The following is a 23,731-nucleotide window of genomic DNA, read 5'->3' on the forward strand; positions in this document are numbered from 1 at the left end:
TGTTAATGTTAAGATATGGCTAAATACCAGCTGCTACTGCCAAAAATGGGCGAAAGTGTTGCCGAAGCAACAGTAATCAACTGGCTTAAAAATCCGGGAGACAAAGTTGAGGCGGATGATACTGTAGTTGAAATTGCTACCGATAAAGTTGACTCTGAAGTTCCTTCACCTGTTAGCGGCACATTGGTTGAACACTTGTTTAAAAAGAACGAGATAGCGCAGGTTGGTGATGTGATTGCCATAATTGAAATTGATGGTGAAGCAGATGAACCTGTTTACAAAGAGGAAACTATAGAGGTAACTGAATCTGCTCCTGAGCAACCAACTGCTTCACAACAAGCCGTAGCAGATGAGGAAATGCCTGTTATTAATTCCGAACTACCTACAGAACCAGAATTAACTGAGAACATACCGGGTTTAGAGCAATTACCTAAATTCGATACGCAACCAAATCAGGTAGTGCAATCGGGCGGCTTAAAATTTTATTCGCCGCTTGTACGTAACATAGCTACTCAAGAGGGCATCACTCAGCAGGAACTGGATAGCATTCCGGGCACGGGAGCTGATGGAAGGGTAACCAAAGATGATCTTATGGCATTTCTTGAAACCCGCAGCACAGTTGCGGCTAAAGAAGAAGTGCGTGAAGTTACAAAAACAGCTACCGCTACGGTAAAATTACCGCCGCCACCTTTAACGCCAAATCCTGCTTACCGTTCTTCTGCCGGTGATGAAATCATAGAGATGGATAGAATGCGTCAGCTCATATCCAATCATATGACATCGAGCATTCAGACTTCAGCACACGTAACATCTTTTGTTGAAGCCGATGTTACCAACCTGGTTTACTGGCGCGAAAAAAACAAAGCTAAATTCGAGGCTCGGGAAGGCGAAAAAATAACCTTCACTCCTATATTTATTGAAGCTGTTGCCCGCGCCATTGTTGATATGCCGATGATCAACGTATCAGTAAATGGTACGCAGATTATTAAAAAGAAAGATATCAATATTGGTATGGCCACTGCCCTGCCCAACGGTAATTTAATTGTACCTGTTATACGCCGTGCCGATGGTTTAAATTTAACCGGCTTAGTAAAAACCGTTAATGATTTGGCTGGCCGGGCTCGTAACAACAAACTCCGCCCTGATGATGCTGCCGACGGTACCTTTACCGTAACCAACATTGGCATGTTTGGAAATATCATGGGCACTCCAATTATCAATCAGCCCCAGGTAGCCATACTTGCTATAGGTACCATAAAAAAGAAGCCAGCGGTATTGGAAACACCAACTGGTGATGTCATCGCTATACGTCATATGATGTACTTGTCGCTATCCTATGATCATCGTGTAGTTGACGGTTCGTTAGGAGGATCATTTGTAAAGCGTGTAGCTGATTATTTGGAAAATTGGGATATGAACAGGGAGGTTTAGGTTAGTAGGAAGTTAGTATCCATTTAAAGAAGGGTTGATACTCCAATACAGCTTATACCATAGAGATTGTTACTTTTTGTCTTGAAACAAAAAGTAACAAAAGAGCTTTTAAAACTTACCTTTGCACCTTTTCTCTTGGTTCTTGACTTTATTCTTATGCCAAGTCCTCTCCTACTTCAAACGTGCTGCCTTCAATAGCCAGCTCGGTGGCCGGAAATACACCACGCGCCTCATCCAGTAAATCGGTTAAGCTTTTGTAACGTGCCGAAAAATGGCCGATAAGAAGATTTTTAGCGCCGGTTTGTAATGCAACCTGCCCGGCCTGCCAAGCTGTTGTATGGAAGGTTTTGTTTGCACGATCGAGCATATTATGTAAGAATGTCGCTTCGTGATACAACAGATCAGCATTTTGTATCTGCTCAAAGTAACGCTCGTTGTAAATGGTGTCTGAGCAATAGGCGTAGCATTTGGGCTGGTCTGAATCAACCGTTAATTCATGGTTGCGATAAAGCTTTCCATCCGGAGCTCGGTAGTCTTCCCCACGTTTGAGTAATGGAAAATGTTCAACGGGAATATTAAGGGCTTCAGCCTTTTCCTTAATAATTTTACGCAGTCGCTTTTTTTGCCTGAACAGGAATCCGGTAGTAGCAATACGATGGTCGAGCGGTATTGTCTCTACTGTTATGTCCTGATTATCCAAAATAACTTGGGGCTGCAAGGCATCTGTTGCAACAAATTCAATGTTATAGTTTAATACCGTTTCAGAGTACTTGAACTGAAGATTGATGATTTCGAGCAACGGCGCAGGACCATACAATTTCAACGGCTTTACACGCCCGTTTAAATGCATGGATGATACTAAACCAATAAGTCCTAAGTAGTGGTCGCCGTGAAGATGGCTGATGAATATATGATCAATACGGCTGGCTTTAATCTCAAACCTCAGCATTTGCTGCTGTGTGCCTTCGCCGCAATCTATCAGGTACAGGCGCTCATTAACATTGAGCACCTGTGCCGTAGGATTTCTGTTAAAAATAGGTGTTGCTGAACTGCTTCCAAGTATGGTTACCTCAAACTTCATAATAGGTAAACATACTAAAGAGCTATTTTGCTTCCTTTTTCAATTCTTTTTCTATCTCTTCCATGAATACATGGTCAATAGCCTCTTCAACGGTAGGTACAATGGTTAAAACATTGTCTAATTGTGATATACTTATTAAACGTGCAACCGCATCATTTAAGCAGGTAAGTATAAAACTACCTTCAGCATTTTTACAAAGACGGTGACCAACCAGCAGGCTGCTTAAACCCGAAGAATCGGCAAATTTTACCTGGCAAAGATCTAATATTATATTACGTTGACCCTCGGTATTTATAAGGATCAGTTCAGACTTAAGTTGAGGTGTAATCAATGAATTCAGCTTTGACTCGTTCAGCTTAATCAAGACATACTTCTCATGCTTATCAACAGTGAATTTCATGTTAAAAGAATTATAGGGATAAAGATATAATTTATTTACGTATAAATAAAACTACAAAGAATCGAGCGAAAGGTTCACAGCGTCTTCCACACGCTTAAGCACCTCGCCATTTGCAGGTTTTACAAAAGTTTTTCCGGTTATCTGTTCGTATAGTTCAATATAGCGTTCTGATATAGACGTTACAATTTCAGGAGTCATTTCAGGTACTGATTGCCCCTCCTTGCCTTGAAAGCCATTTTCAATCAACCATTTTCTAACAAACTCTTTACTCAGTTGTTTTTGCGGCTCATTGGTTGCCTGTCGCTCCGCATAACCATCGCTGTAAAAGTAACGGGATGAATCAGGCGTGTGAATTTCGTCTATCAGGTAAATTTTGCCATCCGCTTTACCAAATTCGTATTTGGTATCCACCAAAATCAGTCCGCGCTCGGCAGCTATTTGTGTTCCACGGGCGTATAAGGCGCGGGTGTACTGCTCTAGTTGTAAGTAGTCTTCTTCGCTTACAATACCTTTAGCAAGTATATCCTCGCGTGAAATATCTTCATCATGACCTACTGATGCCTTGGTAGTTGGCGTAATAATTGGTTCGGGCAGTTTATCGTTTTCTTTTAAACCCTCAGGTAAAGCAACACCGCATAAGGTGCGTTTTCCGGCAGCGTATTCACGGGCGGCATGACCAGCTAAGTAACCGCGAATTACCATCTCTACCTTAAAAGGCTCACACATACGGCCAATGGTAACACTTGGGTCAGGCACTGTAACTACCCAGTTAGGTACAATATCTGCAGTAGCTTCCAAAAAAGTTGCCGCTATTTGGTTTAGTACTTGTCCTTTGTAAGGTATAGCTTCGGGTAGTACCACATCAAAAGCCGATATACGATCAGATACTACCATTACCAGGTACTTATCTTGAATGGTATATACATCGCGTACTTTACCTTTATAAAAAGCCGTTTGGCCCGGAAAATTAAAATGTGTTTGTTTTATTGCTTCCATTCTTTTAGTTCATAGATGATGGTTCATAGTTCATAGTAGTAAATGCAAAACTACTCTTTTGCCATGAACCATAAACTATAAACCAACAAAGCTCTCGGCTTTTACTGTATATCCCCGTAAGCTTCCAAAATACGTTTTACCAGTTTGTGGCGAACAACGTCTTCCCCAGTAAGATAAATAATATCAATACCTTTAATATCTGTTAAAATACGCAGTGCCGTATATAAGCCCGATTGCTGTTTTTTTGGTAAATCTATTTGGGTAACGTCGCCCGTCACAATAAACTTAGCCGATGGGCCCATACGGGTTAAAAACATTTTAAGCTGCATATCGGTGGCATTTTGCGCCTCATCCAATATCACAAAGCAATTATCAAGCGTACGGCCGCGCATAAAGGCCAGCGGTGCAATCTCAATGGTGCGGTTCTCTAAATAGGTCTTTAATTTTTCAGGCGGAATCATGTCGTCCAGCGCATCATATAGCGGGCGCAGGTAAGGATCAATCTTTTCTTTCAGGTCGCCGGGTAAAAAGCCAAGGTTTTCTCCTGCTTCAACCGCGGGGCGCGTAAGAATAATACGCTTGATTTCTTTATTTTTTAGTGCCCTTACCGCTAAAGCTACGGCAGTATATGTTTTACCTGTGCCGGCCGGGCCAATAGCAAACATAATGTCACTTTTGGTAATACTGTCAACCATGCGGCGCTGGTTAGCCGTACGGGCTTTAACCATAATACCGTTATGACCGAAAACAATTACCTCACCGGTACTGCCCGGCTTTTCGTTTTGACCGTCGGCGGGTTTAACTTCCAAATTTTTAGCGCCAAGTATGCGCTCAAGATCGGTAATACTCAGGTTGTCAAATTTTTCAACATGCTGCAACAGGTACCCAAATTTTTCATTGAAAAGGGACAGTTCCTGCTCATCACCCAAAACTTTTACCTCACTGCCTCGTGCAACTATCTTTAGCTTAGGGTATTGCTTTTTAATGATTTCAAAATGATCATTATTAGGCCCCCACAACACGGCAGGATTAATGTGTTCAATTGATATTTTAAGTTCGTTCAACAGAAATGAATTTTGTAGTTGCTGATTCGTTATGGTTAAATTTTTTGAATATTTGCACCTTGTTAATGCTTTTACAAGATTAGCAATAAATCTCATAAATACGAATGGCAATAATTACTTTAACAACTGACCTTGGCGATAAAGATATTTATCAGGCCGCGCTTAAAGGCAGTATTTTAAAGATATTGCCTGCCGTTACCATTGTTGATATTACGCATACTGTAGCCGCCTTTAATATTCAACAGGCGGGCTTTATTTTAAAGAACAGTTTCCATTACTTCCCTCCAGAAACGGTGCATTTAATTGGTATTGACACCGTGTTTAACGATGATACCAAGTTTTTAGCTGTTAAATACCAAAACCACTACTTTGTAGGAGCAGATAACGGCATCTTCTCGCTTATTTTTGATGATGAGCCTGAGGAGATTATGGAGATTAACATTTTGCAGGATTTAAAGTTTTTGCACTTCCCGCTGGCCGATATTTTTGTGAAGGCTGCCTGCCACCTTGCCGAAGGCAAGCCTATTGAAGATATTGGCGTGCCGGTTATGGGTGTTGAACGCAAAACCACCCTGCAACCTGCCGTAGAACGTAACCAAATACGCGGGATGGTAATTTATATTGACTCATTCCAAAACGTTATTACCAATATCACTAAAGACTTTTTTAACCGCGTGCAGGAAGGCAGGCGTTTCGTGCTCTACTTTAAACGCAACGAAACAATTACCCACCTCAGCTGGCATTACAATGAGGTTCCGGAAGGCGAAAAACTATGCCTGTTTGGCATAAGCGACCATTTGGAAATTGCCATAAATAAAGGCAATGCAGCCGGCTTACTTGGCCTTAACCTGGGCGACAGCGTAATTATAGATTTTCAGTAACTTGCCAGCCTCATGAAAACATTTGTACTGGCCCTACTGACTTGCCTAAATAGCTATGCACTTTTTGCACAAAGTAATACCGACTCGGCAGTGTATGAGCTTCAGCGTAAAAAAATCAACGGCATGCTGGACGAGCGTAGCCGGAAGTTTGGCCAATATGATGAAAGTCTGAGCAAACACACAGGCATTTTTGGTCTGCAAACCAAAAAAGATATCCGCAGAAGTAACGAGATACTGATGGATATTACCGAAACCGACAATCAGATTTTTAAGCAAATAAAAGTACTGCTTGACTACCGCATGTTTGAACAGAAGCAGGTAGAAACAAAAAAGAATGAGATTGAAAATACCAACCTTAACTACATGCGCACCATTAACCGCCTGCGCCAACAAAATACAAAGCTTATGCACGAGGCCGATGCGCGAGAAAAGAGCATTGGTAAAGAACGCAATAAGTATATAATTGCCATTGCCGTTCTCATTATAACGTCAATTTTACTTGCGTTTTCCCGTAAACGCAGAGTTAAACCGTAAATTTACAGATTAATCAAAGTTTATCAGAGGATAACCGTATATGGCACGAGCACGACTGAATAGTGGGAACGCAGCAGAAAAAGAATTACCTAAAGCAAAACTAAATAAGCAAACCCTTAAAAGTGTTAGCAAGCTTTTAACTTATATCAAACCATACCGTGGCAAGTTCATTGCCGGGTTGTTTTTCCTGTTTTTGTCTAGCCTTGTAGCGTTGGTATTTCCTGCCATATTAGGAGCGCTTATTGATGCTGCGCAGGGTAATTACAAGTACAAATTTATGCCTCGCAGCATAAACGCCATTGCTATTGGTGGTTTCATTCTATTATTTGCCCAGGCATGTGTATCGTTTTTCAGAGTGGTTTGGTTTGTGCAGGTGGCCGAGCGTTCACTGGCTGATATACGCCGCGATACTTACTTTAAGCTGGTTACCCTACCAATGAACTTTTTTGCCAACCGCCGTGTTGGGGAATTAAACAGCCGCATATCGGCAGACTTATCTCAAATACAAGATACTCTTACCACAACCTTTGCCGAAATTATACGCCAGTTGGTACTTTTAGCGGGGGGAGTAATCTTACTGGTTGTGGTATCAATTAAACTTACGCTGGCGGTGTTGGCTATATTACCATTCCTTGTGGCGTTTGCTGTAGTATTTGGCAAATTTATAAGAAACCTATCTCGCCAGGCGCAGGATAAATTAGCCGAATCAAACACCATTGTTGAAGAAACCTTGCAAGGCATTGCCAACGTAAAGGCATTTGTAAATGAGGCATTTGAGGCAGGCCGTTATGATAAAAACCTGCGCGAGGTGGTTGGCATTGCTGTTAAAGGCGCCAAGTTCCGTGGCATTTTTGCATCATTTATTGTTTTTTGCATGTTTGGTACGTTTGTAGGTGTTATTTGGTATGGCTCGGTGCTGGTAAGCAACGGCGAAATGCACACCGGCGATTTAACAACCTTCATCATGTATTCAATTTTCGTTGGTGCAGCCATGGGTAGTTTTCCTGATTTATATGCCAACGTGCAAAAAGCAGTAGGTGCAAGTGAACGGGTACTCGAAATTTTAAGTGAAGAAGGCGAGAACATATCCATCCGCGAAAGCGAAAACGTTATAAAGCAACATATTCAAGGAAATCTTTCCTTTCAAAACATCAACTTTCATTACCCTTCGCGCCCCGAAATTGAGGTATTAAAAGATTTGAGCATTGATGCACAGGCCGGGCAAAAGGTAGCTATTGTTGGGCCAAGCGGTTCGGGTAAGTCAACTATGGCTTCGCTTATTTTACAGTTTTATCATCCACAAAACGGTACAATGTTGTTTGATGGTAAACCAGCCGCAGAATATGCGCTCACAGATATCCGCAACCAGGTAGCTATCGTACCTCAGGATGTATTGTTATTTGGCGGCACCATCCGCGAAAACATTGCTTACGGCAAACGCTCAGCCACCAATGAAGAAATAATGCAAGCCGCAAAACGCGCCAATGCACATCAGTTTATTGAAGGTTTTCCTGAAGGTTATGATACTGTTGTAGGCGAGCGCGGCGTTAAACTGTCAGGCGGTCAGCGCCAGCGTATTGCTATTGCACGGGCCTTACTCAAAAATCCGTCAATACTTATTTTGGATGAGGCTACATCGTCGCTTGATTCAGAATCAGAGCGACTGGTGCAGGAAGCCTTGGAGGAATTAATGAAAGGCCGTACATCAATCATTATTGCCCACCGACTGTCAACTATACGCGAAGCTGACAAGATTGTAGTGCTTGAAAAAGGCCGCATTATTGAAACCGGTACACACGAAGAACTGATAACCCGCGAGGAAGGCTTATACCGCTACCTGAGCCAGTTACAGTTTGATACAAGTGCATAGCACTTGTAGTTCATGGTTAATAGTCGATAGTTCATGTTAAAAGAGTAGCATCTTGCTTTTCTTTTCTGCTATGAACTATGAACCATAAACTATGATCCACCTAAAAAACTAATAATGAAATTAACCATACACGGGGCTGCCCGTCAGGTTACCGGCAGCATGCATTTGCTGGAGGTTAACCGATATAAGATATTAATTGACTGCGGACTTGATTATGAAAAAGACCGCAGCGTTCAATCAAACGAAAACTTTCCATTTAACCCGTCTGATATTGATGTGGTTATACTTACCCATGCCCATATTGATCACTCTGGCAACCTGCCAACATTAGTGCGTATGGGTTTTGATGGTCAAATATTGTGCACCCCTCCTACTGCCGAGTTAAGCGAATTATTGCTGATGGATTCGGTGAACGTTTTCTTGAATAAGCAACAAAAATCAGGCAGACACCGACGTGGCCGCAACCATGGCCCACGCCCGCAACCGCTTTATTTGCAAAAGCATGTAATGGACACTACCGAGCGTTTTGTTACTATTGCCTTTAACAAACCGTTTCGTTTAAACGGCGACGTGGAACTTACGTTCATACCTGTTGGCCATTTGTTGGGTGCAGCTGCCGTGGTTTTAAAAGTAAACGATAACGGAGAGGAAAAAACAATTGCTTTTACGGGCGATATCGGGCGTAAAAACTATCCGGTACTTGATGATCCGCAGCCATTACCAAAGGTTGACTATTTGGTGAGTGAATCAACCTATGGCGGTCGTTCGCACTCTAAGGGCGAAACTATTGAGCAGGTGTTGATAGATACCATTGAAAAGGCCTGTATTAAAGAATCGGGCCGGTTAATTATACCCGCATTTAGTATTGGACGTACACAGGCTTTGGTTTACTCGCTCAATAAAATATTTAGCACGGGCAAATTACCGCCGGTAAAAGTGTTTGTTGATAGCCCGCTGGCATCAGCATCAACCAACGTTTTCCGTAAGCATCACGCGCTCTTAAACGCCGAAGCACAAGACTTTTACCGTACCCAGGGTGATGAATTTGAATTTGATAATCTTCATTACATTGAAAACCTGAAAGAGAGCCAGCAAATATCCAATTACTTTGAGCCGTGTATCATCATATCATCGGCAGGTATGCTGGAGGGTGGCCGTATACAAGATCATCTGTATAACAATATACAAAACTACTATTGTACCATACTATTTATTGGGTATTGTGCAAAAGGCACTTTAGGTTACCGGTTATTGCGCGGCGACCCTGTTGTACATATTAAAGACCGTGATTTGGCGGTGTATGCCACTATTAAAAAAACCGACCTGTTCAGTGCGCACGGCGACCATGATGATTTAGTTGGAACTGTAAGGCAACAAGCACCTCAAAATCTTAAAAAGGTATTTTTAGTACATGGCGAGGCCGATAGCATGGTGGCCATGGCTAATGATTTACAACAAGACGGATATGAGGTAGTTATACCCGAGAAGGATTTACCTTATGATTTGTAAAGTGCTTAATTTTAAGCATATTTGATAAAAAATCCGGAGCTTGTATCATCCACTTAAACCAATGCCTGTAAACAATTTAAAAGGCTTTTTTTATAAAGCCTTAGTTGCCGTGTGTCTTTTATCATCATGTGACAAAGACGCCGATCCTGAAGTTATTAAGGTATCTTCAACAACAATTGCCGGCGGAGGCACAGCTAATCCAGGAGGTGGCACGACAACCCCTGGAGGAGGTACAACCAATCCGGGAGGCGGAACCACCAACCCTGGAGGAGGTACTACCAATCCAGGAGGCGGAATCACTAACCCTGGCGGAGGTACTACAAACCCTGGAACAGTTAACGGTTCGGGCGATGGAGGGGTAGCAATTGGAGGCGAAGGAACAATTGTTTTTAGTTTAAAAGGTAAAACTTACACTCTTACAAGTTCATCAAGTTATCTGGTAAACGGTATATCTGCTTCTACATTTGGTTTTTCGTTGACTACTATAGGCGGTACGGCAGCAAACGGCAAGGGCATACTATTTCTTTTGGGCTCAATGGCCGACGCCACAGGTATTACCGATGCTTTAAACGCGAGCATTGTGTTTGAAGATGGCACCTCGTACACCATTGGCGGAGAAGGAAAAATAAACTTCAATACTTTTAGCCTTAACCAAACCAAGCTTACCTCAAAGGGCACTTTTGATGTAATTATGGTTAATGATGCCGATAAAAACGATAAAATAAAAGTTGGCGGCTCTTTCAATGTAAGGTAACAGCCACTACAATTTTATAAACAAACAAGGCCCGTACTATTTAAGCACGGGCCTTGTTTGTTATAAGTACTTAGCCTTTACTGAGCCAGCGTTTTAAAATGATTGATAATCAGCGTAGCCAATTCAACACCTATGCGCTCCTGAGCTTCATTTGTTGAAGCGCCAATGTGCGGTGTTAAGGAAATTTTTGGATGAGTTAATAAATCAGTACGGGGGGTAGGCTCATTATCAAATACATCTAATCCAGCAAATGATAATTTACCGGTGTTTAATGCTTCTAATAGTGCATTTTCATCAACGGTACCACCGCGTGAACAATTAACTAAACCAGCGCCTTTTTTCATTAATGCAAATTCACGTTCGCCAATTACAGGCTCTTCGCTAAAAGGCACGTGTAACGATATAAAATCGCTTTGAGCAATCACCTCATCTTTGTCAGCATATTTTACAGGTATGGTAACATTTACACCACCACCCAAAGTAATTTCCAGTTCTGTTACTGATGGGTAAACATCAAAAGCCAGCACTTCCATGCCCAAACCATATGCAATTTTAGCAGTTTCGCGCCCTATACGGCCAAAACCCAATATGCCTATGGTCTTACCTCTTAGTTCAATGCCTTTTGCGTATGCCTTCTTTAAATCGTTAAATTTAGATGATCCATCAACAGGCATTTTGCGGTTTGCATCCTGTAAAAAGCGTACACCGGTAAATAAGTGTGCAAATACCAATTCAGCTACTGATGCCGAAGATGCAGCCGGCGTGTTGTGCACGGCAACACCACGCTCAAGTGCGTATTCTACATCAATATTATCAACACCCACCCCGCCGCGGCCTATCAGCTTTAAGTTTGGGCAAGCATCAATCAACGCTTTGCGCACCTTGGTGGCACTGCGTACGGTTATAGCATCATAGTTCTGTAATTTCTCAGGAAGTTCTTCCTGAGGTATGTGGTTGGTGTCAACAAAAAAACCGGCTTCTTCAAGCAACTGCTTGCCTACCGGGTCAATACCATCGTTAGCTAGTAATTTTATCATGATTTAGTGAATGGTAAATAGTTAAAAGTTGAATGGTAAATAGTTAAGTAGTTGATCATTGTTGGGCATATTTTAAACCTAATCAACCATTCAACTACTCACCCAATTACTAAAGCTACGCTTTGTGCTTCTCAGCAAATTCCTGCATAGCATCAATAAGCACGTGTATGCTGGTAACCGGCAATGCATTATAAATAGAAGCACGGAAGCCGCCCACACTGCGGTGGCCTTTGATGCCAACAATACCTTTATCTTCAGCAAGTTTCAAAAACGGCTTCTCCAGTTCGGGGTTTTCCATTACAAAGCAAACGTTCATTTTTGAACGGTCTTCAACAGCAGCAACAGCCTTAAACAGCGGGTTACGGTCAATCTCTTTGTATAACTGTGCAGCTTTAGCATCGTTCTCTTTTTGCATGGCAGCTACACCACCCTTGGCCTTTAACCAGCGCAGGGTAAGCATTGATACATAAATAGCAAACACCGGAGGAGTATTGTACATTGAACCACCCTCTATTTGAGTTTGGTAATTGAACATTGCCGGAATTTTACGGTCAACTTTGCCAAGTATTTCGTCTTTAACAATTACCAGCGTTGTACCTGCAGGGCCCATGTTTTTTTGTGCTCCTGCGTAGATCAAACTGAAATCGGCAACGTTAAAGGTGCGGCTAAAAATATCTGACGACATATCGGCCACCAATGGCACAGGCGATGGTTTGAACTCCTGCGTTTGTGTGCCATAAATGGTGTTATTTGAAGTGATGTGAAAGTAAGCTGCATCAGCCGGAACAGTATAATCTTTAGGTATGTAGGTAAAGTTGCTGTCTTTTGATGACGCCACAACTTCAACATTACCAAAAAACTTGGCTTCTTTCAAAGCTTTGTTAGCCCAAACACCTGTTTCAAGGTAAGCGGCCTTGCCACCTTCAGGCAACAGGTTATAAGGTATCATAGCAAACTGCTGGCTGGCACCACCTTGTAAAAACAGTACTGAGTATCCTTCGGGCACTTCCAGGAGTTCTTTAACCAGCTTTACAGCTTCGTCTAAAACGCCTTCAAACTCGGCCGAGCGATGCGAAATTTCAAGAATGGATAAACCAATTCCATTAAAATCAACTACGGCTTGTGAAGCCTGTTTCAAGACCTCGTGAGGAAGGATGCCTGGTCCGGCACCGAAATTATGTTTCATAACTTTAATTTAGTTTACCAAAGGCTTTATCAAAACGCCTTTTTAGTTGCGCCCGAAGTTAAAAAATAAGCCTATTAAATTGGTAGTTTATTTATAAATTGTGAATAATGTGTTAGAACTGTTTAAAAGAGAGACAAAAATTATGACTTTGGCAATAATTTGCCTACTATAAATTTACCAGCTCCTTGATGGTAGCCAATTGATTATTTGATGAAAAAACGAAGTTACCGGCCACCAATACATTAGCACCTGCAGCAAGCAACTGTGGTGCATTTTGCACGTTTACCCCTCCGTCTACTTCGATTAATAAGCCTGGATTTTTGGAGGTAGCCATGGCTTTCAGCTGCTCAATTTTTTTATAGGTATTGTTAATGAATTTTTGCCCGCCAAATCCCGGGTTAACCGACATGATAAGCGCCAGATCAACATCTTCAATAATATCTTCTAAATGAGTAACCGGCGTATGCGGGTTAAGGGCTACGCCCGCTTTACAGCCTAACTCCTTAATAGCTTGAACTGTGCGGTGTAAGTGTGTTGTTGCTTCAACGTGAACGGTGATAACTGCAGCACCGACATCAGCAAAAGCTTTAAGGTAGCGGTCGGGGTCAACAATCATGAGGTGAACATCTAGCGGCTTTTTGGCATGTTTGTTCACTGCCTCTACTACAGGAAACCCAAAGGATATATTAGGAACGAATAATCCATCCATTATGTCAACGTGAATCCATTGTGCATCGCTCTCGTTAATCATCTCAATATCGCGCTGCAAATTGGCAAAATCAGCGGCTAAAATAGAAGGTGCAATCAAGTGCTTCATGCCGCCAAATATAGGCATATCAATAAAAGTACGATGAGAAATTGTAAATGAAGTGGTTGTTAACCAACCTAGTTATTGCAGCAGGCAGATGATTGTTTTAAGCTCAACGGCTATGCTAACACTGAAATTTTTTTTGGAAATTAAGCGGAGGGGAAATTAAAAAAAAGGCAATGGCAGCCTTAGTCGCAATTTTGCAACAGGTCGTAATATTTACGCATCAGCTCGGTGTCGTAGTTCACCAAAGATTGGTAAGCCTCAGAAACAAGCTCATTAAGTATTGATGCTCCTAACTGGCCGGCGCCGTTAGGTATTTCATCATAGTATTTTATCAGATCTTTAACCCTTATAATTTCGTACAGTAGTGCTTGTATCAAATCGGTTTGCTCAACCGGCCTGGTGCCATGTATACTGTTGCTCAAAAAATCTAAAGGATCATCACTTGTGGCAGATGTCATTTTTATATAAACGATCGGACTTTAGACGGTTCCAGCAATTTAGTTTACTTCATATAGTCCAATAGCTAAAGTATTAAGGGGAATTACAAATAAACAAAAAAGGCAATAAAAAAACCACACTTCTTTGACAAAATCTCAGATAGTGTGGTTAAAATATGTTATAGCAAATACTTATTCGCTTTTAGGAGCACTTTCGGGCTTTGGCGGTCTTGGAATTAAGGCTTTGCGTGATAGTTTCAGTTTGCCTTGCTTATCAACATCAAGCAATTTAACCTTAACAATTTCACCTACCTCAAACACACCGTCCATAGTTTCCAAGCGCTTGTGGTCAATTTCTGATATATGTAACAGACCATCTTTACCCGGCATAATTTCAACAAATGCACCAAATGGCATAATTGAACGTACTTTACCTTCGTAAACTTCGCCTACCTCAGGTTTAGCAGCAATAGCACGTATGCGGTTTACGGCTGCATCAATAGCGGTTTTGTTATCAGCAAACACTTGCACTATACCAACATTGTTAACCTCTTCAATGTTAATGTTAGCACCGGTTTCGCGTTGCATTTCCTGAATGATTTTACCACCGGGACCGATAACTGCACCAATAAATTCTTTGTCAATTTTAAGAGTAACAATACGCGGAGCAAATTCTTTGTAGTCTTCACGAGGGGCCGCAATGGTTTTAGCCATTTCGCCAAGTATATGCAAACGACCGTCTTTAGCCTGATCTAACGCGTTAGATAAAACCTCGTATGATAAGCCATTGATTTTTAAGTCCATTTGGCAGGCAACAATACCATTTTTGGTACCAGTTACCTTGAAGTCCATATCACCTAAGTGATCTTCATCACCAAGGATGTCAGAAAGAATAGCATATTTAGTACCAGTCTCATTGGTAATTAAGCCCATAGCAATACCTGATACCGGTTCTTTAATTTTAACACCAGCATCCATCAGCGCTAATGTACCGGCACAAACCGTAGCCATTGATGATGAACCGTTAGATTCAAGGATATCAGAAACCACACGGATAGTGTACGGGTTTTCATCATCTGGTGGCAACACTTGTTTTAATGAACGCATTGCCAGGTTACCATGACCAATTTCGCGGCGGCCGGCACCACGGTTAGGACGAACTTCGCCGGTTGAAAAACCAGGGAAATTATAGTGTAACAGGAATTTGTTATAACCATTGATGAACGCACCATCAATCATTTGCTCATCGTCTTTACCACCAAGTGTAACGCTGGTTAATGATTGAGTTTCGCCACGGGTAAATACTGCGCTACCATGTGCGGTTGGTAAGTAGCTTACCTCACTCCAAATAGGACGTATTTGCGTAGTGGTACGGCCATCTAAACGTTTACCTTCGTCTAATACAAGGTTACGAATGGCATCATACTCAACGTCATGATAATATTTTTTTGCTAACGACTTAGTTACATCATCAATTTCACCTAAGGTTGCTATATAAGTATCGCGTACTTCTTTGAATTTAGCACCACGCTCCTCTTTAGCCGAAGCTGAAGAAGCAATAGCGTAAACCTGATCATAAGTAGCAGCATAGATAGCTTTTTTAAGCTCTTCATTACTGTGCTCATGGCTATAGGTACGTTTTTCAGTTTTGCCAACTTCAATAGTCAATTCGCGCTGAGCTAAACACTGAATTTTGATAGCGTTGTGAGCAAATTTAATAGCCTCAACCAATTCAGCTTCCTGAATTTCTTTGGCTTCGCCCTCAACCATGTTAATATCATGCTCAGAACCGGCTACAATGAACTCTAAAGATGCGTTAGCTAATTGGCTTAAGGTTGGGTTAATAACCAACTGACCGTCAATTTTAGCAACACGAACTTCAGAAATTGGTCCGTTGAAAGGAATATCAGAAACAGACAACGCTGCTGATGCAGCTAAACCAGCCAATGCATCCGGCATAATATCTTTATCGGCTGATATTAAGGAAATCATTACTTGTGTATCAGCATGATAATCCTCTGGGAATAATGGGCGTAAAGCGCGGTCAACCAAACGAGAGATTAAAACCTCATAGTCTGATAAACGTGCCTCACGGCGTAAAAAACCTCCCGGAATGCGGCCTGTGGCAGCATATTTTTCCTGGTAATCTACTGATAATGGTAAAAAATCAATACCTTCTTTAGCTTCTTTTGAAGAAACTACTGTAGCTAATAACATGGTATTACCCATTTTAACTACTACCGAGCCATCGGCTTGTTTGGCCAGTTTACCGGTTTCAATCTCAATGGTGCGGCCATCACCTAAATCAATAACCTTTTTAATTACGTTGTAACTCATTTTTGTTTATCTGGCACGCTTTTCATCTTTTAGAGCGTACCGCTTTTTTTATTGTGTTTATTTACTTACAAAAGTAAAAAAGCTATCCGAAATAGGATAGCTTTTTTTAAAGACCGGAAGGTACTATTTGATAATATCACGAAGCTCGAGAGCTTTGATGATAGCACGGTATCTTTGGATGTCTTTTTTGTACAGGTAAGCCAATAAAGCACGACGTTTACCTACCAGTTTCTGTAATGAAAGCTGGGTAGCGAAGTCTTTTTTGTTCTTTTTTAAGTGACCGGTTAAGTGTGCAATACGCTTAGTGAATAAAGCAACCTGACCTTCGGCCGAACCTGTGTTGGTAGCAGCGCCACCGTGTTGTGCGAAAATCTCTGATTTCCACTCTGAACTTAAATACATTACTTGAATAATATTAAAGTGTAAATACTTTTGTTAATTGGGTGCAAATGTACGGGTAAATATTTAATTATAAAAGGATTATTTGGCTTAAGGGGAAGGAATTCCTTTAACGGGAATTGTGCGGAATTTTGTCTTGATCAGGATTTACTGAATTCAAGAATTGGCTGGCAGGCTTCCCCACCTTGTCATTTCAAACTATAGAGAGAAATTTTGTTTGAGCGGCAAAGCTTTACATCATCATGGATTCTCTTTTAACGTAAGTTTTTGGGGCGGGAAAGATGATGGCTACTTGTGCCTAACTCTACAACTACCTTTGGGCGTTTCCCTCCGGGTCAGGCTATTCGCTCATACGCCTGCAGGCATTACGCACAAGCCGGTATACGCTACTATCCTTAAAGCAACCTGTTATTTTTAATTAACACTTTGAGAGTTTAAGAAGTTATAAATTAAAACAACGTTACCCTCCTATTCCTTAATATTGAGCCTTTAGTAAACGAAAATGACAGAACATAAAGCTACTTACAGCACTTTTGAAACCGAGCACCGCGTACGCCCTGATGATATTGACCTTTTTCAGCACGTACACAGCAGCCGCTATATTGATTATGTATTGGCAGCGCGGTACGAGCAAATGGAACAGCATTATGGCATGTCCATGGAAAAATTTTTAGAGCGTGGTTTTGGCTGGGTGGTAAGCAGTGTACAAATGAATTATAGACGTCCGTTAAACCTGGGCGACTACTTTTTGGTGCGCACAGGAATTGATACCATTAACGAACGCGTTTGCCGGGTGGTATTTACCATTAACAACAAAGCCACTGGTAAAGTATGCTGCGACGGCTGGTTTGATTACGCCATGATAGACCTTAAAACGGGTCGCGGAGCGCGTATACCGGAGGATGTGATTGAACATTATAGTGTCTAAGAGAGCTCTTGGAGGGAGAGAAAGACGTTTAATCATACAAGAGCACTGGCCTGCCATAACCTTAAAAACCGGCATCAGCCTGTTTGGTAACTACAAGTCTAAGTAAAAGCACTAAACTTTGTAGAACAGGGTGCAGCCGGAAGCTTTTCTTTGGTTACTTTCTTTTTAAAGAAAAAAAGTAACATCCACTGGCTTACGGTAAGTACATGCCTATCCTAACAAGGCACTACACTCAGTATTAGCACCAACTTATTATAATGTATTATAACATTTCCCTCCTGTCAAGCTTAACGTAATTTAATCTTCGAGAAAACATTCGTTGTTCTTTTCTTATTAGAGCGTACCAATCTTAAGTCTTTAGTATCCATTTTAAAAGGTGCTAATTCCTTAATTTTGTCAAAATACTTCCAGAAGTCATCATTGGGTTCTGTAAATGGAAAACATAATGACGGGCAAACACTATTGTTTCTCGACAAACTAATAATCAGCATTGATGTGTATTGCTGACCGGTTAATTCAATTCGGGTATCTAAATTAATTAACTTAAAATCATATGATAATATTAACTCTATTGGCCCCAAGTTATACTTAGGATATGGCTGTCCTGCTACCATGAACTCAATAGCGTCACTCAAATCAGCAGGAGTTAATTTCCATTCAGTTTTATTTTGCTCTGTTGGTTGCTTATCGTACACATGATATCCTAATGGTTTTATATCACCAACTCCAAAATGGGCTACAATTCTTTCTAATAAGCTAACTGCTGGTTCGGGCAACTCTCCATGTCTTCTATCTGCCGAAAAGCCATTGATTTCAATACTGGTCGGTTGATGAATATCGACATTTGTACATACTTCAATAAAATATTTAATATTATCCCATGCCTTTTCAATCTTACCACCTTTGATGGCTTGAAAAATTCTTGTTAACGGCAGTTTATAAATTATATATGGTTGTATTGCTACCATTTTTACAAGTTTCGCAGTCTACTTTCTACAGAGAGTAATTTACAGCCCTTTACTCGATCCTTCCACAATCATCCCGTAAAACTCCTTCACACTCATACCCGCAGCGCGCACTTGTTGCGGAATTAAGCTGTTTGCCGATTGCCCGGGCGTTGTGTTCACCTCAATAAAATAAAAATCATTGGTTTCTTCCTGTAATATAAAATCAATACGCACCATGCCTCGGCAATTAAGGCGCATGTAAACATCTGTAAGTATTCCTGCAATTATGTCCTGTTTATCAGTGCTTATATCGGCAGGTGTTATTTCTTGTGTAACGCCCGGTGTATATTTAGCTTCGTAATCAAAAAATTCTTTTGAGCTAATAATTTCTGTTGCCGGCAATACCACCAGCTTGCCGTTTAAGCGGGCTATACCCTGGCTAAACTCACGTCCCTTAATAAACTCTTCAACTAAAATTTGACTGTCTTCATGAAAAGCCTTCTCCAGCGCTGCCGGTAATTCGGCTACGTTATGCACCTTGCTCATTCCCACACTGCTACCGCCATTATTAGGTTTTACAAATAGCGGAAAGCGCAGGGCAGAAGCTATAGTGCTTACATCATGCATATCGGTTTTAAAAAGCTTAACCGACTTTGCAGTATTTAAATGCTTTACATCACTTACCAAAGCTTTGGTGTAAGCCTTATTCATGGTAATGGCAGAAGTAGTAGCGTCGCAGGTGTTGTAAGGTAATCCCATCATATCCAGGTAACCTTGCATTTTACCGTCTTCGCCGGGGGTACCGTGCACGGTTATAAATACAGTGTCAAATTTAATTTTGCTACCATTTACAGTTATACTAAAATCATTTTTATCTACATCAACCTGCTGGCCTTCGTGTTGGTAAAACCAGCGGTCGCGGGTAATTAGCAGGGTGTAAACGTTATATACATCAGCATCTAAATTGGCTGCAATGTTTTTAGCACTGTTTATAGATACTTCGTATTCTCCGGTATAACCTCCGGCCAAAAGGGCTACGTTCTTCTTGCTCATGGTGGTCAAATATAAACAGCCTCAGCAATATGTTACCCGGCAGCTTGGCACTTTTTCAAAAAAACTTAGCGCACTACCAGCCAATGATGATTGCGTAAGGCAATTTTACTACTTTTGCATATGCCTTACAAAGAACGCGATATCAATAAAATGTACTATACCATGGGCGAGGTTACGGCTATGTTTGATGTTAACCACTCGCTTATAAGGTATTACGAAAAGGAGTTTGACGTACTGCAGCCCAAAAAAAACAAAAAAGGCAACCGGTATTTTACCACTGAAGATATCGAAAATTTAAAAATCATTTTTCATCTTATTCGTGATAAAGGTTATACTTTACAAGGTGCTAAAGACCATTTAAAAAATAACGGCAATGAAGCCAAGAGCCAGCAAAATGTGATTAACGCCCTTGAAAACCTTAAGCAGTTTTTATTAGAGGTGCGCGATCAATTGTAAAACTCAAACCATCCGGCTCGTAAAGAAGAAACTACCGCTTCACACCAGCACATTTTTTGCCGGCGTTTATTAGGTTATCATTATTATATTTAGGCAGTATTTACAACCTGTCACGCCCCATATGCTGCAAGCCCACAAAGGCGAAATTCCATTTTTTTACTGGCTGATGCCTCTGTTGGCCGGCATTATAGCAGCTTTATCTTTTCATCTACCGCAATTACTAAATGCTGTATTACTAACCGGAGCATCGTCAGCAATTATCTTCATTGTATTAAACCTGTTTTATAATAAACTTAGGGGACAACAATACTCATGGGCCGGAAGTGTGTTAATGCATATTATATTAATATGCAGTGGCTGGTTACTCGTCCACTTTCATGATGATCAGCACCATAAAAATTATTTTGCCCGTTATAAGGCACAATACTTAACCTTGCAGGTTATAAGCGAACCCAGGCAAAAAGGAATTTACACACGCTTTACCGCTAATGTACAACAGGTATTAATTAGCGGAATGCATACAGCAACCCAAGGCAAAATACTGGTGACCTTAGTAGCCGACAGCAATGCCCATGTAGCCAATTATGGTGATGAACTGGTGGTACCGGCCAGTTACAAAACCATTGATTCGCCTTTTAACCCCGGCGAGTTCAACTACAAAAAATACCTTGCTAACCAGAATATATATCACCAGCTATTTTTAAATCATGATGATTGCAGGCTTACCAACTACAATACAGGCAACCCTGTAATTACGTTCGCTCTTTCGGTTCGGCAGCAACTTATAACGTCAATAAAAGAACACATACCTGACGTTGAAGCCGCAGCCATTGCTTCTACCCTTCTACTAGGGTACAAATCCGATTTAAGCAGTGAAACCACGCAAGCCTATTCAAAAACCGGTACTATTCACATTCTATCAGTATCGGGTGCGCATGTAGCAGTTCTATTCAGCATTATTGCATTTTTGCTTAAACCCTTCAGGCATCATCGCTATGGCAAACTGCTCAACGCGTCACTGTCGTTAACGCTACTGTGGGGCTATACTATTATAACCGGTTTATCACCTGCTGCTTGCCGTGCTGCGGTGATGTTAAGCATGCTATTAATAAGCAAAACAAGCACCCGGCCTGTGCATCCACTTAACGTACTATCGGTAGCTGCATTTGCCATGCTGCTATACAATCCATACTTATTAACCGATGTAGGCTTTCAACTATCTTTCATTGCCGTATTTGGTTTAGTAGTTGTACAACCTATTATTTATGCGCTATGGCAACCCCAAAACACTTGGCTTAACAAGCTATGGAAATTATGCTCTTTTTCGCTGGCTGCTCAGTTGGTTACATTTCCGCTAAGCGTGTACTACTTTCATCAGTTCCCCGTGTACTTTTTAATAAGCAATTTACTTATTATTTTACCTGCCGAGCTTATTGTTATTGCGGGCATTGCATTTTTAGCCAGCACTTTTGTACCGGCATTGGCAATGGTAACCAAGTTTACCGGGATGGTACTGCAGTACCTTATTACAAGCCTTAACGCCATGTTGATGTTTATAGAACATCAGCCTTATGCCAGTATTGATGGTGTATGGTTTTCAGGTTTAGAGGTTGTTTTTATTTGTGGAGTTATACTGATTTTAATTTATTTACTTATTTATCAAACGAGCCGGCAACTTTTTATGCTGTTGAGCTGCGTTTTGATTTTGTGCACCAGCTTAAGCTGGAAAACCATTCACCGCGACACAACTGACACTATCATCTTCTTTAATCTTAAAAAAAATACTGGCCTGCTTTTTAAGCATGGTAATAAAGCGGTATTATTTACCAACCTTAAAAAGTCAGACAACAATTTTAAGTATAGCATTCAACCCTGCGTTGATAGTTTGGGCATTGATAGTATAACCATATGCAAGCCCGAACAGGATATACAAAATACTTTTTTAAGCAAGCGGTTAAACTACATTCAATTTGTTAATCAAACTATTATCCTTTTTAATCCATCGCTGCAAAACGCAGTCTTACCAAATAAAATCAGCATCGATTACTTGTTTTACACCGGTAACCCGCAAAGCAGTATGACTTACATAAGCAAGTTTTATAATTTCAAGCACTTTATAGTTGATGCAGGCATACCGTTAAAAAGACAGCAGACATTAAAGCACGAAGCCGACAGTATGCACATAAATATAATTACCTTGCGGCGTAACAAATCGTTTGTTATTGAATCTAACTATTAAATTAATATCTTTAATTAATTATTAACTGCACATTTTTAAAGAACATGAATAAACTATTATCTGCAGCTGTGGGCTTAGCCCTTAGCGCAACTGCGTTTTCAGCAAGCGCACAAAAGGCTTACACAGAAGGCGTTGCTATTTACGATGCAAAAGTGAACGGCCAAAGCATTGAAGCTAAAGTTTTCTTCAAAGGAGATTCATCGGCAACTGCTCGCCAGCAAGGCCCTGCTTCTATCAAAGTAATCCAATTTAAAGACGAAGCCATTACGGTTTTGGTTGATGTACCGGTTGCTAATATGAAAAAGGCTGCAGTAGGTACTCCGGGTGAGGTTGAAGAGATGATGTCGCAAATGCCATCGTTCACGTTTAAACCAGGTACCGAAACTAAAGTTATCAATGGTTTTAACTGTACCAAAGTTGTAGCTACAGATGCCAAAGCCAATAAATCATATGATGTGTGGGTAACAAAAGACATTACAGCACCTTCAAGTGCGTACGGTGTAGTATACGCTAAAGCTGGCGGTTTCCCGGTTGAATTCACATTAAATCAAATGGGAATGACTGTAACTAATACCTTAAAGTCTATCTCAGGTGATAAAGTTCCTGCAGGTACTTTTAGTATCCCTGCCGGTTATGATAAAATGACTTTAACAGATCTTAAAGCTTTAGGCGGCGGAAGATAATTTCAGCTTATTAAGCTAATAACAAAAGGCCTTCGCAGTATTGCAAAGGCCTTTTGTTATTTTTAATGATTTGGTAAGTTTAGTTAAACACCTAACTCCTTGCCAAGTTCCTTTACCCAGGTATCAAATAAGCGGGCTTCAATAGCAACAGCTTTATTAGCGTGTACTTGCCAATCAGCCGAAAATTGCTGCAGTTGGTTAATCATTTCTTCCAGGTGTCCTTCTTCTTCAAGTATAATTGACTTAACATTCACCTTGCTTCCAGCTTCGGTAAGTACATCCTGGTATACAGGGTAAAGCTCGTCTGCACGTACTTCAATGGCGTAGGTAACCAGCAAGTAAGCTGCAAATCGCAGCTCTTTACCACTTAAGCCCAATGTATCTTTTAGGTAACGGCAGGCATCAATATCTAACTGGTTTAAATAACGTTTGCTATGTGCGGCCGCCAGCAAATACTCCGGTGAGTAGGTTGGCAGGCTCGCACCTTCAATCTTATCAATTTGCTTTTTGAGGTAAAAAGCGTGGCGATGCTCCTCGGCCGCATGTTTAAGTATAATAAAAGTAACGGTAGCCGGGTCTTCGCAAGCCGATATTTTACGTGCGCCGGTGTTCTCCATCAACGACAGCGTATTTAAAAAACGGGCGTGCAGATTATCGTTATTAACTATTTTGGTAAATATATCTTTCAGTTCCAT

23 protein-coding genes are annotated in these 23,731 nt (G+C 41.1%); 10 read left to right on the forward strand and 13 right to left on the reverse strand.

Annotated elements, in window-relative coordinates; translation table 11 throughout:
• The first annotated feature begins 15 nt into the window (after positions 1–15).
• The gene (locus QZ407_RS16210) at positions 16–1,431 is read left to right on the forward strand and encodes a dihydrolipoamide acetyltransferase family protein (RefSeq protein ID WP_295772937.1); all 1,416 of its coding nucleotides are present in this window, start codon (positions 16–18) and stop codon (positions 1,429–1,431) included.
• A gap of 154 nt (positions 1,432–1,585) precedes the next feature.
• Here QZ407_RS16210 and QZ407_RS16215 read toward each other — a convergent pair whose 3' ends face one another.
• From QZ407_RS16215 to QZ407_RS16230, 4 genes are all read right to left on the reverse strand, one after another.
• On the reverse strand, positions 1,586–2,512 hold the full coding sequence (locus QZ407_RS16215; protein ID WP_295772940.1) for a ribonuclease Z: 927 nt from the start codon (positions 2,510–2,512) through the stop codon (positions 1,586–1,588).
• A 22-nt stretch (positions 2,513–2,534) separates the two neighbouring features.
• A complete protein-coding gene (locus tag QZ407_RS16220; RefSeq protein WP_157539453.1) occupies positions 2,535–2,912 on the reverse strand; it encodes an STAS domain-containing protein in 378 nt (125 codons plus the stop codon).
• 51 nt (positions 2,913–2,963) lie between these two features.
• Positions 2,964–3,908: a phosphoribosylaminoimidazolesuccinocarboxamide synthase gene (locus tag QZ407_RS16225; RefSeq protein WP_295772944.1), complete on the reverse strand. Its 945-nt coding sequence runs from the start codon at positions 3,906–3,908 to the stop codon at positions 2,964–2,966.
• A gap of 101 nt (positions 3,909–4,009) precedes the next feature.
• A complete protein-coding gene (locus QZ407_RS16230) occupies positions 4,010–4,972 on the reverse strand; it encodes a PhoH family protein (protein WP_295772946.1) in 963 nt (320 codons plus the stop codon).
• 104 nt (positions 4,973–5,076) lie between these two features.
• Here QZ407_RS16230 and QZ407_RS16235 point away from each other — a divergent pair, with 104 nt between their 5' ends.
• The 5 genes from QZ407_RS16235 (at position 5,077) to QZ407_RS16255 (ending at position 10,520) form a co-directional block, all read left to right on the forward strand.
• Entirely contained in the window at positions 5,077–5,853 is a 777-nt protein-coding gene (locus QZ407_RS16235; RefSeq protein WP_295772948.1) for an SAM-dependent chlorinase/fluorinase, read from the forward strand.
• Positions 5,854–5,865: 12 nt separating this feature from the next.
• On the forward strand, positions 5,866–6,387 hold the full coding sequence (locus QZ407_RS16240) for a hypothetical protein (protein ID WP_295772949.1): 522 nt from the start codon (positions 5,866–5,868) through the stop codon (positions 6,385–6,387).
• A 40-nt stretch (positions 6,388–6,427) separates the two neighbouring features.
• Positions 6,428–8,257, forward strand: coding sequence for an ABC transporter transmembrane domain-containing protein (locus QZ407_RS16245; protein ID WP_295772951.1), 1,830 nt, complete (start codon positions 6,428–6,430; stop codon positions 8,255–8,257).
• 114 nt (positions 8,258–8,371) lie between these two features.
• Positions 8,372–9,766 carry an MBL fold metallo-hydrolase gene (locus QZ407_RS16250; RefSeq protein WP_295772953.1) on the forward strand — a complete coding sequence of 465 codons (1,395 nt, stop codon included), beginning with the start codon at positions 8,372–8,374 and terminating at the stop codon, positions 9,764–9,766.
• A 61-nt stretch (positions 9,767–9,827) separates the two neighbouring features.
• Entirely contained in the window at positions 9,828–10,520 is a 693-nt protein-coding gene (locus QZ407_RS16255) for a hypothetical protein (protein ID WP_295772956.1), read from the forward strand.
• 77 nt (positions 10,521–10,597) lie between these two features.
• Here QZ407_RS16255 and QZ407_RS16260 read toward each other — a convergent pair whose 3' ends face one another.
• From QZ407_RS16260 to rpsO, 6 genes are all read right to left on the reverse strand, one after another.
• On the reverse strand, positions 10,598–11,557 hold the full coding sequence (locus tag QZ407_RS16260) for a D-2-hydroxyacid dehydrogenase (RefSeq protein ID WP_295772960.1): 960 nt from the start codon (positions 11,555–11,557) through the stop codon (positions 10,598–10,600).
• Positions 11,558–11,672: 115 nt separating this feature from the next.
• Positions 11,673–12,743, reverse strand: coding sequence for a 3-phosphoserine/phosphohydroxythreonine transaminase (serC, locus tag QZ407_RS16265; RefSeq protein ID WP_295772963.1), 1,071 nt, complete (start codon positions 12,741–12,743; stop codon positions 11,673–11,675).
• A 166-nt stretch (positions 12,744–12,909) separates the two neighbouring features.
• The gene (gene rpe, locus QZ407_RS16270; RefSeq protein ID WP_295773575.1) at positions 12,910–13,560 is read right to left on the reverse strand and encodes a ribulose-phosphate 3-epimerase; all 651 of its coding nucleotides are present in this window, start codon (positions 13,558–13,560) and stop codon (positions 12,910–12,912) included.
• A 179-nt stretch (positions 13,561–13,739) separates the two neighbouring features.
• On the reverse strand, positions 13,740–14,015 hold the full coding sequence (locus QZ407_RS16275) for a hypothetical protein (protein WP_295772965.1): 276 nt from the start codon (positions 14,013–14,015) through the stop codon (positions 13,740–13,742).
• Positions 14,016–14,186: 171 nt separating this feature from the next.
• Complete coding sequence (pnp, locus tag QZ407_RS16280) at positions 14,187–16,331, reverse strand: polyribonucleotide nucleotidyltransferase (protein WP_295772967.1); 2,145 nt, start codon at positions 16,329–16,331, stop codon at positions 14,187–14,189.
• 123 nt (positions 16,332–16,454) lie between these two features.
• Complete coding sequence (gene rpsO, locus QZ407_RS16285; RefSeq protein WP_157539464.1) at positions 16,455–16,733, reverse strand: 30S ribosomal protein S15; 279 nt, start codon at positions 16,731–16,733, stop codon at positions 16,455–16,457.
• A 499-nt stretch (positions 16,734–17,232) separates the two neighbouring features.
• Between rpsO and QZ407_RS16290 the strand changes: the two genes are divergently transcribed.
• On the forward strand, positions 17,233–17,658 hold the full coding sequence (locus QZ407_RS16290) for an acyl-CoA thioesterase (protein ID WP_295772970.1): 426 nt from the start codon (positions 17,233–17,235) through the stop codon (positions 17,656–17,658).
• Positions 17,659–17,945: 287 nt separating this feature from the next.
• Here QZ407_RS16290 and QZ407_RS16295 read toward each other — a convergent pair whose 3' ends face one another.
• Both QZ407_RS16295 and QZ407_RS16300 read right to left on the reverse strand, forming a co-directional pair.
• Entirely contained in the window at positions 17,946–18,626 is a 681-nt protein-coding gene (locus QZ407_RS16295; RefSeq protein ID WP_295772972.1) for a hypothetical protein, read from the reverse strand.
• 39 nt (positions 18,627–18,665) lie between these two features.
• Positions 18,666–19,658 (reverse strand): D-alanine--D-alanine ligase, encoded by a 993-nt coding sequence (locus QZ407_RS16300; RefSeq protein ID WP_295772974.1) that lies wholly within the window; start codon positions 19,656–19,658, stop codon positions 18,666–18,668.
• A 120-nt stretch (positions 19,659–19,778) separates the two neighbouring features.
• Between QZ407_RS16300 and QZ407_RS16305 the strand changes: the two genes are divergently transcribed.
• From QZ407_RS16305 to QZ407_RS16315, 3 genes are all read left to right on the forward strand, one after another.
• Entirely contained in the window at positions 19,779–20,114 is a 336-nt protein-coding gene (locus QZ407_RS16305) for a MerR family transcriptional regulator (RefSeq protein WP_157539467.1), read from the forward strand.
• A gap of 121 nt (positions 20,115–20,235) precedes the next feature.
• Positions 20,236–22,353, forward strand: a complete 2,118-nt coding sequence (locus tag QZ407_RS16310; protein WP_295772979.1) for a ComEC/Rec2 family competence protein — start codon at positions 20,236–20,238, stop codon at positions 22,351–22,353.
• Positions 22,354–22,397: 44 nt separating this feature from the next.
• Complete coding sequence (locus tag QZ407_RS16315; RefSeq protein WP_295772981.1) at positions 22,398–23,036, forward strand: hypothetical protein; 639 nt, start codon at positions 22,398–22,400, stop codon at positions 23,034–23,036.
• An 83-nt stretch (positions 23,037–23,119) separates the two neighbouring features.
• Here the strand turns inward: QZ407_RS16315 and QZ407_RS16320 are convergent, their stop codons facing one another.
• Positions 23,120–23,731, reverse strand: coding sequence for a hypothetical protein (locus tag QZ407_RS16320; protein WP_295772982.1), 612 nt, complete (start codon positions 23,729–23,731; stop codon positions 23,120–23,122).

The organism is uncultured Mucilaginibacter sp. (assembly GCF_913773635.1).
GTDB lineage: Bacteria > Bacteroidota > Bacteroidia > Sphingobacteriales > Sphingobacteriaceae > Mucilaginibacter.